This window comes from Reyranella sp. (assembly GCF_965249915.1).
Classification (GTDB): Bacteria; Pseudomonadota; Alphaproteobacteria; order Reyranellales; family Reyranellaceae; genus Reyranella.
In genome coordinates this window covers 787,977-801,171 of sequence record NZ_OZ252257.1, presented here as the reverse complement: position 1 = coordinate 801,171, position 13,195 = coordinate 787,977, and the positions used below count along the sequence as shown (strand labels likewise).

Sequence of the window (13,195 nt, the reverse complement as noted above, 5' to 3'; positions counted from 1 at the left end):
ACCGAGGGCGCGCGCGATCGGGATCAGCGAACCGACTGGATCACTTCGCCGAGTAGAAGCGCGCCGGCGGCGGCGCGGCGCCGAACCACTTGCGGTACAGCGCTTCGTACTCGTCGAAGCGCGAGCCATGCGTGTATTCGCCGACGATCGTGTCGAGGCAGAGCCAGAGCTGGAAATCTCCGGGCTTCATGAACAGCGCATTGCCGTTCAGGCTGCCGAGCTGGCCCGGCAGCTTGACCCAGGCCCCGTTGGAACGGGCGATCTGAAATTCGGCGGCGGCAGAATCGGCCTGCACGGCGCCCACCCGCCGGCTCTTCAAGGCCTGGAAGGCCGCGCTGTCAGTATCGAAGTACATTGCCTTGGCCTTGGGGGCGTAGCGCTTCGCGCGATCGATCATCGCGGCGGTGTTGGTGGCGCCGAAAACGACGTCGGCGCTGTCGAGATCCTCGATCTTCTTGATGGGCGAATCCTTCGGCACGACGACGAACGTGGTCGAATCCATGTACGGCCGCGTGAAGGCGAGCCGCACGGCGCGATCGGGGTAGATGGTGGCCGACGCGATGCCGAAATCCACACGCCCCGACAACACGGCCGGGAAACGCCCGGCCGCGTTCACGACGACGAATTCGATCTTGTCGGGACTGCCCAGGATCGACTTGGCGAGCAGACGGGCAAACTCGATCTCGAAACCGGTATGGGTGCCGTTGTCGTCGATGAAGCCCGTGGGCATCGTGCTGTTGCTGACGGCCACGATCAGCTTGTCGCGCTTCAGGATGGCCTCCAGGCGCGACTCCTGCGCCTGGGCAGCGCCCAGCCCGGCGGCGAAGGCCACGAAACCAAGGACAGCAGCGAAGCAAAGCGAAGTGCGATGGTCGAATCGCATCCATTGCAGCAGCGAGCGGCAAAAGCCCATAATTTACTCCCCCAACGCAGCAAATAGCCCGTACCAGCGAGTTCAACACGTTGCGTCAGGACGGCAAAGCGCGTTAATCCCATGCTGAGCATCGCAAATCGCGATGGTCGGTTACATTTGGGAATCGCCGATGCTGCGGGAGTTCCAGACCTTCCTGGCGGTTTGTCGCTGGGGCACGTTCACCGCCGCCGCCCAGCGCCTCGGCATGACGCAGTCGGCGGTCAGCGATCACATCCAGCGGCTGGAAGAGTTCACCGGCGTGCAGCTCTTCCACCGCACTGGCCGATCGGCCACCCTGAATGCCGCGGGCGAGGCGCTGCGGCCGCTCGCCGAGGAAGCGCTGCAGATCACCGACCGCATGCGCACGGGCCATGGCGCGGACCAGCTGCGCGGCAGCCTGCGGGTGGGCACGATCACCTCGGTGCACAACAGCCTGATGGCGCGCGCGCTCGTCGCCTTCCGGCGCGCCCATCCGGCGGTCACGATTCGCCTCATTCGCCGGGAAGGCCCGATGACGGGCGATGTCGAACGCGAGGAGTTCGACCTGGCGGCCTCCGTCCTACCCAACCTGCCCTTGCTGCGCACGATCCGCTGGATCCCGATGTTCCGCAAACCCTTCGTGCTGATCGCGCCCGCGACGACACGCGCCGATACCTGGCGCGAGGCCATGGCGATGCACACGTTCATGGGCTACGACCTGTCGTGGAGCGCCGGCGTGCAGATCGACGATTTCCTGTCGCGCATGGGTGTGCCGCTTCGCGACACGCTCTGGGTCGACTATCTCGACACCATGATCACCCTGGTCGCGAGCGGCGTCGGCGTCGCCATCATCCCGCGCACGCCGCTGGGCGAGTCCGCCGGGCTGGTGCGCGAATTCGAATTTGGCGCCGATACGTTCTATCGCGAAGTCGGCCTGCTGCGCCGCGCCCGGCCGCCCAACGGCGGCGCCATCGCCGATGCCTTCATCGACACGCTGATCGACGAGGTCAAGCGCGAGCCGTTCGCCGAACCGGTGGGCTGACCCGGCGGCGGAGACTCATTGGCTGTTTCACCCCAGCATGACATCGAGGAACATCATCACCACCAGCCCAATCATCAGGCCGACCGTGCCGTGGGTCTCAAAGCCGCGGCGGTGGGTTTCGGGGATGATCTCGTCGCTGATGACGAAGATCATGGCGCCGCCGGCGTAGGCCAGCCCCCAGGGCAGCAGCGATTGCGCCACGGTGACGGCGCCGGCGCCCAGCAGGCCACCGACCGGCTCGACCAGCCCTGTCAGCAGCGCCACGAGGAACGCCTGCCGCTTGCTATAGTCCAAGCTCAGCAGCGCGACGGCGACGGCCAGCCCTTCCGGCATGTTCTGCAAGCCGATGCCGATCGCCAGAGCCACCGCCTTGCCGAGATCGTCGCCGCCGAAGCCCACGCCGACGGCCAGCCCCTCGGGGAAGTTGTGCAGGGTGATGGCGATGACGAACAGCCAGATGCGCCGGAAGCGCGGCGCGTCGGGTCCCTGGCGGCCCATGATGAAATGCTCGTGCGGCAGGTAGCGATGGACCAGCCACAGGCTGGCGGCCCCGAGCAGGATGCCGGCGATCACCAGGGTGACGGCGCCCAGCTTGGTCGCCCCCTGCTCCTGGGCCACGTCGATGCCGGGAATGATGAGGGAGAAGAACGAGGCCGCCAGCATCACCCCGGCGGCGAAGCCCAGCATGATGTCCTGGGCCTGCGCCGAGGGCTTCCGGATGAACAGGATCGGCAGCGCGCCGATCGCGGTCGCAAGGCCCGCGCACAGGCTGGCGAGGGCACCGGCCAGGATCGGCGACGACAAAGCGAAATCGGAAAGCATCTGCACTCCCTCACCAGAACGAAACCCGGTCTGGCGAGAAAGCGCGACCTCGCGCCGAAGCGCAACTGATCTTGGGTATAGGCCGATCAGCGCCGGTTGCGGCGCAGATCCTCCTCATCTTGCCACATCATGAACTGCGGACCGAGATCCGAGATCTTGGTGGCGCCGATCTGGGCCATGCTGATGTCGACCTCGCGCTTGAAAATCTGCAGCGCCTTGGCCGCGCCCGCCACGCCGCCCGCCGTAACGCCGTAGAGCGTCGGCCGGCCCACGAACACGAACTTGGCGCCCAGGCAGAGGGCGATGATGGCGTCGAGACCGCGCCGGACGCCGCCGTCGAACATCACCGTCATCTTGTCGCCGACCGCGTCGCGGATCGCCGGCAGCACCTCGAGCGGCGACGGCGCAAGATCGAGCTGCCGGGCGCCATGGTTGGAGACCATGACACCGTCCACACCCATCGACTGGGCGCGGATCGCATCGTCGGGATGCATGATCCCCTTCAGCACGAAATTGCCCTTCCACAGCTCGCGGAAACGCTCGACGTGCTTCCAGGTCATCGGCGCGCGATTCTGGTAGGCGACCATATCGGCCACCTTGTCGGCGGTGGCGTCGGGCCCGGCATACTTGGCCCAGTTGTCGAAATAGGGCGTGCCGTGGCGGAACCACTGCATCATCCAGGCCGGGTGAAGCAGCGCCTCGAACTTGGTCTTCCAGGTGAGCTTGAGCGGCCGCGACCAGCCATTGCGCGTGTTGCGCTCCCGGTTGGAACCCTCGGGCACGTCGACAGTGAAGACCAGCGTGCGCAGGCCGGCATCGGCCGAGCGCTTGATCATGTCCTCCGATACGGCCTGGTCCTTGGCGGAATAGAGCTGATACCAGCCATGATCCGGCGCCAGCCTGCCGAGATCCTCGATCGAGCCGGTGCTGGAGCCCGACATGATGAAGGGCACGTTGGCGTCTCGCGCCGCCTCGGCCAGCATCAGGTCGGCGCCGTGCCGGAACAGGCCGGCGAGGCCCGTGGGCGCGATGCCGATCGGGCTGGAATAGGTCCGGCCGAACAGGGTTGTGGACTGGTCGCGCACCGAGACGTCGACGAGATAGCGCGGCACGATGCGGGCCTTGCGGAAGGCTTGTTCGTTGGTGACGAGGCCGACCTCGTCGTCGGTGCCGCCCTCGATGAAATCGTAGGCGATCTTGGGCAGCCGCTTCTTGGCAAGCTTGCGCAGATCATCGATGTTGACGACGTCTTTCATGAATTCTCACTCCCGCGTGACTGCGATTTTGCCGTTGTTTGACGCCGCGGGCCAGCAATGTTGACGCGCGGCCCTGCAAATCAGGCCCGCTAGATCGGGCGACCGTCTCGGCAGGCGGTTTGAGGAAAGGCCTACTCAGTGAGGGACCCCTGAGTTAGCGTTGGCCAAAAGCAACGGAGGATTCGCCATGGAGTTGACGGACCAGCAGATCGAGCAATTCGATCGCGACGGTTTCCTCGTGTTCCCCGACCTGTTCGATCGCAGCGAAGTGGCGGTGCTCCGCCGCGAGGTCGCCCGGCTGTCCGGTGTCGACAGCGAAGAGGTCGTGCGCGAGCATACCGGCGGCGTCCGCACCATCTTTCGCGTCCACGAAACAGACGGCGCGACCCAATCGAAGCCCTTCCACGCGCTGGTCCGCACGCCGCGCCTGCTGCGCCCGGTGCAGCAGGTGCTGAAGGACGACGGCGTCTACGTCTATCACACCAAGATCAACACCAAGCCCGCCATCGAGGGCACGGTCTGGCAGTGGCACCAGGATTACGGCTCTTGGATGCGCGACGGCTGCCGGCGGCCCGACATGGCGACCTTCAACCTGATGATGACCGACACGACGGAGATGGGCGGCGCCCTCTACCTGATCCCCGGCAGCCACAAGCTCGGCCGCATCGAGCCGGTCTACGACGAATCGACTTCCTACAAGTTCTGGGCGATGCCCAGGCAGCGCATGATCGAGATTCTGAAGAACTCGCCCGAGCCCGTGGCCGTCACCGGCCGGGCCGGGACCTGCGTGCTGTTCCATTGCAACGTGCTGCACGCCTCGGGCCACAATCTCTCGGCCGAGGATCGCTGGCACATCTACGTGTCGTGCAACACGGTGGCCAACAGGCCGCAGCTCGGCGACAACCCGCGCCCGGACTGGGTGGTGTCGCGCAACTGGAATCCTCTTCCCCTCGAGGCGGACGACGGCGTCCTGAAGGCGGCGTGACTCCCCTCCCGACTTCCCTGATCCTCCACCAGTACGACTTCTCGAATTTCGCCGAGAAGGCCCGCCTGATGATGGGCTTCAAGGACCTGGCCTGGCGGGCGGTCGAGATTCCGCCGATCGAGCCCAAGCCCAAGCTGACGCCGCTGACCGGCGGCTATCGCCGCACACCCGTGCTGCAGGACGGCGCCGACGTCTGGTGCGACACCAAGCTGATCGCCCGCGAGCTGGAGCGGCGCGTGCCGCAGCCGACCTTCTATCCGCCGAACAGCTCGGGCACGGCCGACGCCATCGCCTGGTGGGCGGAGCAGCAGTTCATGCGACCGACGGCGCTCTACGTGTCGGGCATCAATGCCGACCACATGCCCGAAGGGCTGCACGCCGACCGGGCGAAACTGCACGGGCTGCCGATCCCGTCGATCGAGGCCGTGCGCAAGGCCGCGTATCGCAACCTCCAGCTCGTGCGGCCGCAGGTGAAGTGGATCGCCGACATGCTGGCGGACGGCCGTCCCTACCTGCTGGGCGATCTGCCCAGCATCGCCGACTTCGCGACCTATCACGCCGTCTGGTTCTTCCGCGGCCGTAACATCGACTGCCGCGAGGTGCTGAACGCCTATCCGCGGCTGATCGCCTGGCGCGACCGCATGGAAGCGATCGGCCACGGGCACCGAACGAACATCGACGCCGACGTAGCGCTGGCGGAAGCCCGTGCCGCGACGCCGGCAACACCGCGCGCTTCAGAGCCGCAGGAGGGCGATCCCCTGCCCGGCCAGCGCGCCCGCGTGCGCGCTTCGGACAATGCCAAGGACTGGATCGAGGGCGCGGTGCATTTCATCGACGCCGACGAGATCGCGCTGCTGCACGAGAACGGGGAAGTCGGCCAAGTCGCGGTGCACTTTCCGCGGCTGGGGTATGATTGGCGATCCATGAGCTGAAGGTCCCTCGCTGCGCTCGGGATGACAATTTTGGTGTGATGACGGCAGTGCGGCGACGCACAACATGACGACCGGCACTATTGTCATCCCGAGCGTAAGCGAGGTCCCCTTGCTCTTACTTCGCGGTGAACCGCTCGATGCCCAGCCCGTCGATCGGCGTGTTGGTCGAGCCGGTCGCGACAAGTTCCGCCATCACCGCGCCCGTTCCCGGGCCGAGCTGGAAGCCATGGGTCGAGAAGCCGAACTGGTGGAAGACACCTTCGGAAGTCGAGCTCCGGCCGACCACGGGAATGCCATCCGGCATATAGGCCTCGATGCCGGCCCAGGCACGCACGACCGTCGCTTCGTGCATCGCGGGAAACAGCTCCCAGACCGTCCGCGCGCTGATCGCGAGCTTCTCCCAGTCGAGCACCGTCTCGTTGCTGTCGCGATAGGGGGTCGAGAGATGACCACCGCCGATCACCACGGTGCCGTTGTCGAGCTGTTTGAAGGAGAGCTTGCGGCCGCGCAGGATGACCACCGGCTTGATGAAGGCCGGCAGCCGGCTGGTCACCATCAGCATCGGCGCCACGACGGCGAGCGGCACCGGTTCGCCCAGCATGGCGGCGATGCGGTCCGCCCAGGCGCCGGCGGCGTTCACGATCTTCGGCGCTTCGAAATCCCCGTCCGTCGTTTCCACGCGCCAGTTGGCGCCGCGTCGCGACAGGCCGGTGACGGTCACGCCTTCCACCACCTCGGCGCCCTTCTCGACCGCGCGGCGGCGGAAGGCCTGGGTCGTGCGGAACGGATCGGCAGCCCCGTCGCGGCGCGAGACGACGCCGCCGGGGCAGCGGTCGGACACGGCCGGCACGAGGCGCCGCAGCTCGGCGGCATCGATCAGCTCCTCGTGCACGAAGCCGCGCAGGCGGAGATCGTCGACCCGCTCGCGGAAGCCCGCCAGTTCGGCCTCGCTCTCGGCCACCAGCACCGTGCCATGGGCACCGAATCCGCAGTCGTCGCCGACCAGCTCCTCGATGCGCTCCCAGAGGTCCATCGACGAGATCGACAGCGGGATCTCGTGCACGTCGCGCGCGAGCTGCCGCACGCCGCCGGCATTCACGCCCGAGGCGTGTCGACCGGCATAGTCCTTCTCGATCAGGATCGGCTTCAGGCCACGCAGCGCCAGATGCAGCGCGGTCGAGCAGCCGTGGATGCCGCCGCCGATGATCACGACGTCGGCCGTGCGCGCCATGCTAGCGCTCCACCGCCTTGCGTTCGGCCTCGCTGATCGGCAGCGAGGCGAGCTCGGCCAGGGTGATCGGCTTCACCGGCGGGCGCAGGCGGTAGTAGCCGACCTCGTCGGGGGTCGCCTCGCGCTCGGCCGCGATCAGCTCGGTAACGGTGAGGCCGCACAGTCTGCCCTGGCACGGACCCATGCCGCAGCGGAGGAAGGCCTTCATCTGGTTGGGGCCTTCGCAGCCCATCCGGGCCGTCTCACGGACCTGCCGGGCCGTCACCTCCTCGCAGCGACAGGCGATCGTGTCGCCGTCGGGCATGCGGAACGCTTCGGCGGGCCGGTTCAGCCAGTCGAGGAAGGCGCGCCCCATCTCCTCGCGCTGCAGGCGCTGGCGGATGCCCTGCGTGTCCGGCAGCGTCGCGTCGGGTCGCAATGCGCGCACCGCGGCTATGGCGGCGATGCGGCCGCGCTCGGCGGCGGCGGTGCCGCCCGCGATGCCCGCCCCGTCGCCCGCAACCGCGATGCCGGACACCGAGCTGCCGAAATCGGCGTCGAGCACCGGCACGAAGCAGAGCTGGCGATCGTTCCAGACATGCGCAACGCCCGCCGCATTGGCGAGATTGACGTTGGGCACGACGCCCTGGTGCAGCAGGAGCAGGTCGGTTGGCAGGCGCCGCGTCCCTCCGGGACCGGAGAAGACGACCTCGCGCAGCCGGTCAGTGCCGACGGCTTCGATCGTATCGACGCGATGCACCGGCACCTTCGCCCGAACCTCGCGCAACAAGGCCAGCCCCTTGGCGAAGTATGGCGACAGCGCGAAGTCGGGCAGGTGGAACATCGCCTGCAGCCAGTTGCGTCGCGGCGTGGTGTCGAGGATCGCGTCGATCGTGCCCCCGGCCCGCAGCGTCTGCGCCGCCAGCAGCCACAGCAGCGGGCCGCCGCCCGCCAGCACCGTGCGCCCGCCGACGACGAGGCCCTGTGCCTTCAGCGCGGTCTGGGCGGCCCCGGCTGTCATGACGCCCGGCAGGGTCCAGCCGGGAATCGGGAACGGCCGCTCCTGTGAGCCGGTGGCGATGATGACCCTCCTGGCCTCGATCACGCGCGCCTTGCCGCCGATCGAGACGCCGACCAGCCGCTGCCGGTCGAGGCTCCACACCGTGGCGCCATTGACGATCAGCGCCCCGCTGGCCTTCGCTTCGTCGGCCAGCACGGCACCGTCCCAATAGTCCTCGCCGAGGATCGCGCGGTCCTTGACCGGCGTCGAGGTGATGGCGCGATAGATCTGGCCGCCGACACCGGGATTCTCGTCGAACAGCACCGTCGACACGCCGGCCCGCGCGGCCAGCGCTGCCGCCGCGAGACCGGCCGGCCCACCGCCGATGACGACGAGCTCGTAGGAGGATGCGAGGTCTGCCGCCGCAATCATCGTCCGGCCTCCCGGCGGCCCAGCTGGGTCTCGACTTTCATGCCCTCGCGCACGGGTATCAGGCAGCCCTGGCGGCTGCCGACGCCGTCGATCGTGACGAGGCAGTCGAAGCAGACGCCCATCAGGCAGTAGGGCGCGCGCGGCGCACCGGTCACGGGCGTGGTGCGGCAATGATCGATGCCGGCGGCCAACAGCGCCGCCGCGACGGTGTCTCCTGCGCGGGCGGTCACCTTCTTGCCGTCGACGCTGATCGCGATGGCGGGGCCCTTCTCAGCCAGCCGCTTGAACATGGAACCTCCGGGCACTGAAAGGGGCGACGAGCGAGGCGTCGAGCGCACCGCGGGCGATCATCGGCGCGATGGTGAGCGCATGGTTGGCGGCCAGGGTCACGCCGGAATGGCAGCAGACGGTGAAGGCGCCCGGATGGGTCTGCGACTGGTCGTAGATGGGGAAGCCGTCCTTCGTCATGACGCGGATGGCGCTCCAGGTGCGCACGACATTGACGTTGGCCAGCAGCGGGAACTGGCGCACGGCGCGCTCGGCCTCGGTGGCGCTGACGCCGATGGTGAGACCGCTCGGGTCGACGCTCTCTTCCTTGGAATCGCCGATCATCACCGTGCCCTCGTCGGTCTGGCGCAGGGTGACGACAGGATGGTTGAGGAAGGGCCGCAGCCGTTCAGTGACGACGATCTGGCCGCGCTCCGGCTTCATCGGAGAGTCGAGGCCGACCATCGGCGCGAGGCGCATGTTGGCGTTTCCCGCCGCCAGCGCCACCTTGGCAGCACGAACCTCGCCCTGCGTCGTCGTGAGCCGGAACTCCCCGCCCTCGCGGACGATGTTGTCGACCCTGTGACCCGGCAGGTAGGTGACGCCCCGCGCATTGAGCGCCGTATGCAGCGTGCGGAACAGGCGCAGCGAGTTCACGTGGCCGTCGAGCGGACAGAAGCTGCCGCCCACGACCTCGGGCCCGATGTCGGGCAGCATCGCCTTGACCTGATCATGGGTCAGGATCTCGGTCTTGTAGTCGACAATACCGGGCTGGTTGTGCAGGCGCTTCAGCACGTTGGCGCGCGCCTCCAGCTCCTTCTCCGAGAGGCAGAGATGGAAGCCGCCGGGCCTCTGGAACGAGACGTCGAGGCCGGTCTCCTGCTTCAGGAGATCGGAGAAGCCGCGCCAGGCATTGGAGGAACGGATCGTCCACCCGGCATAGGGCGCGAGGCCCAGCCCCTTGCTCTGGACCCAGACCAGCGCGAAATTTCCGCGGCTCGCCCGGACGGCGCGGTCGCCCTCGTCGAGGATGACGACCCGGCAACCCTCGCGCGACAGGCCCCAGGCGGTCGCGACACCGACCAGGCCGCCGCCCACCACCGCGACGTCGAATTCATCACCGGCCCTTGCTTCAGCGGCCATGCCCGGCGCTCCTTCCAATCAGCAGGCGCTCCAGCCCGAAAGCGCGATCGAGCACCAGCAGCGCCAGGACGGTGATGGCGATCACGCAGGCCGATACCGAGGTCACCAGCGGATCGATATTGTCCTGGATGTAGAGAAACATGCGGACCGGCAGCGTTTCCGTGCCCGGCGCCGCGATGAACACCGTCATCGTCACCTCGTCGAACGAATTGATGAAAGCCAGCGCCCAGCCGCTGACCAGTCCGGGCAATACCAGCGGCAGGGTTATACGCCGCAGGACCACGCTTTCCGAGGCGCCGAGCGACACGGCGGCATGCTCGATCGAACGGTCGAGGCCGACCGCCGAGGCGAGCGTCAGCCTGAGCGCGAAAGGCAGCACGACCACGATGTGCGACAGCACGAGGCCCACGAAGGTGCCCCCCAGCCCGATCTGGGTGAAGAAGCGCAGGAAGGCGATGCCCAATACCAGATGCGGGATCATCAGCGGCGACATGAACAGCGCCGTCATCGCCTCGCGGCCGCGAAAGCGATAGCGCGCGATGGCCAACGCTGCGGGCACCGAGATGCCGACGGCGATCGCCGAGGAGATCGCGCCCAGCCACAGGCTGCGCCAGAAAGCCGAGATGAATTCCGGATACTGCGCGATGGCGTAGAACCAGCGCAGCGACCAGCGGTCGGTCGGGAACGACAGATAGCCTTCGGGCGTGAAGGCGACGAAGCAGACGACCAGGATGGGCGCCAGCATGAAGGCCACGAACAGCGCGTGATAGGCCAGCGCCAACGGCCCGTTTCGGCTCATGCGAAGACCTGCGCGTAGCGGCGCTCGACCAGCCGGTTGGCACCCCAGACGATGGCGATCAGCGCCAGCAGCAGCAGCACCGCCACGGCCGCACCAAGCGGCCAGTTGAGCGTGTTCAGGAACTCGTCGTAGGCCAGGGTCGAGGCGACCTTGAGCCGACGGCCGCCGATGATGGCGGGCGTCGCAAAGGCGCTGGCGGCCAGCGCAAAGACGATCACCGCGCCCGACAGGATGCCCGGCATCACCTGCGGCAGCACGATGCGGCGCAGCACGGTGAAGGGCCCGGCCCCCAGCGCCACCGCCGCGTTCTCGATCTGCGGGTCGAGCCGTTGCAATGAGGCCCAGACGGCCAGCACCATGTAGGGCATCAGCACGTGCGCCAGCGCGATCACGATGCCGGTCTCGGTGAACATGAAGGGCAGCGGCGCCGAGATCAGCCCGATGCCCATGAGCGCCTTGTTCACGAGCCCGGAATTGCCGCCGAACAGCAGCGCCCAGCCCAAGGTGCGCGCGACCACCGAGATCAGCAGGGGGCCCAGGATCACCAGCAGGAAGATGCCGCGCCACGGGCTGCGCATGCGGTTCAGGATATAGGCCTCCGGCGCGCCGAACACCGCCGCCAGCAGGGTCACGAAGAAGGCGATGCGGAAGGTCCGCGCAAACATTTCGTGGAAGTACGAATCGCTCAGCACTTCCTGCCAGTTCTTCAGGATGAAGACCGGCTCGATGCCCTTGTACTGGCCCCAGTCGTGGAACGAGAGCAGCACCGTCATGGCGAGCGGTACGACCACCACGCCGGCGAACAGGACCAGCGCCGGCAGGCAGAGGAGATAGGGCGCCGCCTTCACGCGCGGCCCTCCCAGGCGAGCTGCACGGCGTCGCCCTCCCCCGGCATCGCCTCGCCGCTGTTCTGGCGGATCACCGTGACGAGGCCGGACGCGGTATCGACCTGGTAGAGCCAGTGATTGCCCTGGAAGATGCGCGTGCGCACCGTGCCGGCGAGGCCGGAGGCGGCGAAGGAGATGCGCTCGGGCCGCACGCTGGCGCCCCCCACCAGATTGGTCTTGCCGAGGAAATTGGCGACGAAGGGCGTGGCCGGCCGCTCATAGGCCTCGTGCGGCGGGCCGATCTGCTCGGCCCTGCCCTGGTTCATCACCACGATACGGTCCGACAGCGCCATCGCCTCGGCTTGGTCGTGCGTCACGAGGATAGTTGTCGTCCCGACCGTGCGCTGGATCTGGCGCAACTCGATCTGCATGCCTTCGCGCAGCTTGGCGTCCAGGTTGGAGAGCGGCTCGTCGAGCAGCAGGACCTGCGGGCGGATCACCAGCGCCCGCGCCAAGGCCACCCGCTGCTGCTGCCCGCCCGACATCTGGCGCGGAAAGCGCGTCGCGAAGGCCCCGAGCCCGACCAGTTCCAGGGTCTCTGCCACCCGCGTCTTCCGCTCGGCCGCGGCGACACCCTGCATCTCCAGGCCGAAGCCGACATTCTCCGCCACGGTCATATGGGGAAACAGCGCATAGCTCTGGAAGACGATGCCGAGGCCCCGCTTCGCCGGCTTGATCGCCAGCAGATCCTTGCCGGCCAGCCGGATCGACCCGGAGGTCGGCTCGACGAAGCCCGCGATCATCTGCAAGGTCGTGGTCTTGCCGCAGCCCGAGGGACCGAGCAGCGCCACGAACTCGCCCTTCTCGACGCCCAGGGTCAGTCCGTCGACGGCGTTGTGCGTGCCGAACGACTTGGTGAGCTTCTCGAGTTCGAGAAATGCCATTCAATCCCCACCGTGCGAGACGATGCGGGCCGCAGTGTCGCGGTGCAGCCGGTAGAAGGCGTCCTGCGGCTGGTCCATGTCGAGTATCTCGGCCTCGGGCACGCGCAGAAAGAGGCCGCGCAGCACTCGCCCGATGCCGCCATGGGCGAACACGGCGACCGGACGTTCGATCGCCAGCGCTGCGATATCGTCGAGCGCCGCCCGGGCGCGCGCCGACGCCGCGATGTAGTTCTCGCCGCCCGGCGGCTCGTAGGTCCAGCGATCGAGCCGCCGCGCCGCCATCGCGCCCGGCCAGCGCGCCTCTATTTCCGGGCCGGTAAGACCGTCCCACTCTCCCCAACTCATTTCGCGCAGGCGATCGTCGAACGACCCTTCGTGATGTGTCAGGCCGGCCTCTTCTGCGGCGAGCGCCAGGGTCTGACGCACGCGGCCGAGCGGGCTCGCCCGAACCACGACGTCCGCGGGTGCGTGACCGGCCTGCCTCAACTCGTGGGCCAGCGCGCGCCCCATGGCGCGCGCCTGCGCCCGCCCCGTCTCGGTCAACGGCGAATCCAGAAAACCCTGCGCCCGCTTCTCGGCGTTCCAGACGGTCTCGCCATGGCGAAACACATAGACGGGATGATGCACGTTCGGCTCCCGGACGC

14 protein-coding genes are annotated in these 13,195 nt (G+C 67.8%); 3 read left to right on the top strand and 11 right to left on the bottom strand.

Annotation, left to right across the window (positions count from 1 at the left end; genetic code table 11):
* Nucleotides 1–40: 40 nt before the first annotated feature.
* Entirely contained in the window at nucleotides 41–832 is a 792-nt protein-coding gene (locus tag ACP15H_RS03900) for a transporter substrate-binding domain-containing protein (protein ID WP_425064909.1), read from the bottom strand.
* A 184-nt stretch (nucleotides 833–1,016) separates the two neighbouring features.
* On the opposite strand from ACP15H_RS03900, the gene ACP15H_RS03895 reads away from it, so the two are divergent.
* On the top strand, nucleotides 1,017–1,934 hold the full coding sequence (locus ACP15H_RS03895; protein WP_425064908.1) for a LysR family transcriptional regulator: 918 nt from the start codon (nucleotides 1,017–1,019) through the stop codon (nucleotides 1,932–1,934).
* Nucleotides 1,935–1,961: 27 nt separating this feature from the next.
* Here the strand turns inward: ACP15H_RS03895 and ACP15H_RS03890 are convergent, their stop codons facing one another.
* On the bottom strand, nucleotides 1,962–2,756 hold the full coding sequence (locus ACP15H_RS03890) for a ZIP family metal transporter (protein ID WP_425064907.1): 795 nt from the start codon (nucleotides 2,754–2,756) through the stop codon (nucleotides 1,962–1,964).
* Between the two features lie 86 nt (nucleotides 2,757–2,842).
* Nucleotides 2,843–4,012 (bottom strand): alpha-hydroxy acid oxidase, encoded by a 1,170-nt coding sequence (locus ACP15H_RS03885; RefSeq protein WP_425064906.1) that lies wholly within the window; start codon nucleotides 4,010–4,012, stop codon nucleotides 2,843–2,845.
* A gap of 187 nt (nucleotides 4,013–4,199) precedes the next feature.
* Between ACP15H_RS03885 and ACP15H_RS03880 the strand changes: the two genes are divergently transcribed.
* Together ACP15H_RS03880 and ACP15H_RS03875 are read left to right on the top strand one after the other, a co-directional pair.
* A complete protein-coding gene (locus ACP15H_RS03880; protein ID WP_425064905.1) occupies nucleotides 4,200–4,997 on the top strand; it encodes a phytanoyl-CoA dioxygenase family protein in 798 nt (265 codons plus the stop codon).
* Nucleotides 4,994–5,929, top strand: a complete 936-nt coding sequence (locus ACP15H_RS03875; RefSeq protein WP_425064904.1) for a glutathione S-transferase family protein — start codon at nucleotides 4,994–4,996, stop codon at nucleotides 5,927–5,929. The genes ACP15H_RS03880 and ACP15H_RS03875 overlap by 4 nt, the downstream gene beginning before the upstream one ends.
* A 115-nt stretch (nucleotides 5,930–6,044) precedes the next feature.
* On the opposite strand, the gene ACP15H_RS03870 is transcribed toward ACP15H_RS03875, so the two are convergent.
* Genes ACP15H_RS03870 through ACP15H_RS03835 form a run of 8 tightly spaced genes read right to left on the bottom strand, consistent with a single transcriptional unit; the run spans nucleotide 6,045 to nucleotide 13,178 of the window.
* On the bottom strand, nucleotides 6,045–7,160 hold the full coding sequence (locus ACP15H_RS03870) for an NAD(P)/FAD-dependent oxidoreductase (RefSeq protein ID WP_425064903.1): 1,116 nt from the start codon (nucleotides 7,158–7,160) through the stop codon (nucleotides 6,045–6,047).
* 1 nt (nucleotide 7,161) lies between these two features.
* Nucleotides 7,162–8,568, bottom strand: a complete 1,407-nt coding sequence (locus tag ACP15H_RS03865) for an NAD(P)/FAD-dependent oxidoreductase (RefSeq protein ID WP_425069858.1) — start codon at nucleotides 8,566–8,568, stop codon at nucleotides 7,162–7,164.
* Nucleotides 8,568–8,861, bottom strand: a complete 294-nt coding sequence (locus ACP15H_RS03860; RefSeq protein WP_425064902.1) for a (2Fe-2S)-binding protein — start codon at nucleotides 8,859–8,861, stop codon at nucleotides 8,568–8,570. Before ACP15H_RS03860 ends, ACP15H_RS03865 begins: the two co-directional genes overlap by 1 nt.
* Nucleotides 8,842–9,981 carry an NAD(P)/FAD-dependent oxidoreductase gene (locus ACP15H_RS03855; RefSeq protein ID WP_425064901.1) on the bottom strand — a complete coding sequence of 380 codons (1,140 nt, stop codon included), beginning with the start codon at nucleotides 9,979–9,981 and terminating at the stop codon, nucleotides 8,842–8,844. Before ACP15H_RS03855 ends, ACP15H_RS03860 begins: the two co-directional genes overlap by 20 nt.
* Nucleotides 9,971–10,780: an ABC transporter permease gene (locus tag ACP15H_RS03850; protein ID WP_425064900.1), complete on the bottom strand. Its 810-nt coding sequence runs from the start codon at nucleotides 10,778–10,780 to the stop codon at nucleotides 9,971–9,973. Before ACP15H_RS03850 ends, ACP15H_RS03855 begins: the two co-directional genes overlap by 11 nt.
* Nucleotides 10,777–11,628, bottom strand: coding sequence for an ABC transporter permease (locus ACP15H_RS03845; protein ID WP_425064899.1), 852 nt, complete (start codon nucleotides 11,626–11,628; stop codon nucleotides 10,777–10,779). The genes ACP15H_RS03850 and ACP15H_RS03845 overlap by 4 nt, the downstream gene beginning before the upstream one ends.
* On the bottom strand, nucleotides 11,625–12,551 hold the full coding sequence (locus ACP15H_RS03840; RefSeq protein WP_425064898.1) for an ABC transporter ATP-binding protein: 927 nt from the start codon (nucleotides 12,549–12,551) through the stop codon (nucleotides 11,625–11,627). Before ACP15H_RS03840 ends, ACP15H_RS03845 begins: the two co-directional genes overlap by 4 nt.
* Nucleotides 12,552–13,178, bottom strand: a complete 627-nt coding sequence (locus tag ACP15H_RS03835; protein WP_425064897.1) for a histidine phosphatase family protein — start codon at nucleotides 13,176–13,178, stop codon at nucleotides 12,552–12,554. It abuts the gene before it with no gap.
* Between the last annotated feature and the right edge of the window lie 17 nt (nucleotides 13,179–13,195).

Coding starts and splice junctions, on each gene's coding strand:
- ACP15H_RS03895 (WP_425064908.1), top strand. CDS start 1,017: ATGGTCGGTTACATTTGGGAATCGCCGATGCTGCGGGAGTTCCAGACC.
- ACP15H_RS03890 (WP_425064907.1), bottom strand. CDS start 2,756: ATGCTTTCCGATTTCGCTTTGTCGTCGCCGATCCTGGCCGGTGCCCTC.
- ACP15H_RS03885 (WP_425064906.1), bottom strand. CDS start 4,012: ATGAAAGACGTCGTCAACATCGATGATCTGCGCAAGCTTGCCAAGAAG.
- ACP15H_RS03880 (WP_425064905.1), top strand. CDS start 4,200: ATGGAGTTGACGGACCAGCAGATCGAGCAATTCGATCGCGACGGTTTC.
- ACP15H_RS03870 (WP_425064903.1), bottom strand. CDS start 7,160: ATGGCGCGCACGGCCGACGTCGTGATCATCGGCGGCGGCATCCACGGC.
- ACP15H_RS03860 (WP_425064902.1), bottom strand. CDS start 8,861: ATGTTCAAGCGGCTGGCTGAGAAGGGCCCCGCCATCGCGATCAGCGTC.
- ACP15H_RS03855 (WP_425064901.1), bottom strand. CDS start 9,981: ATGGCCGCTGAAGCAAGGGCCGGTGATGAATTCGACGTCGCGGTGGTG.
- ACP15H_RS03850 (WP_425064900.1), bottom strand. CDS start 10,780: ATGAGCCGAAACGGGCCGTTGGCGCTGGCCTATCACGCGCTGTTCGTG.
- ACP15H_RS03840 (WP_425064898.1), bottom strand. CDS start 12,551: ATGGCATTTCTCGAACTCGAGAAGCTCACCAAGTCGTTCGGCACGCAC.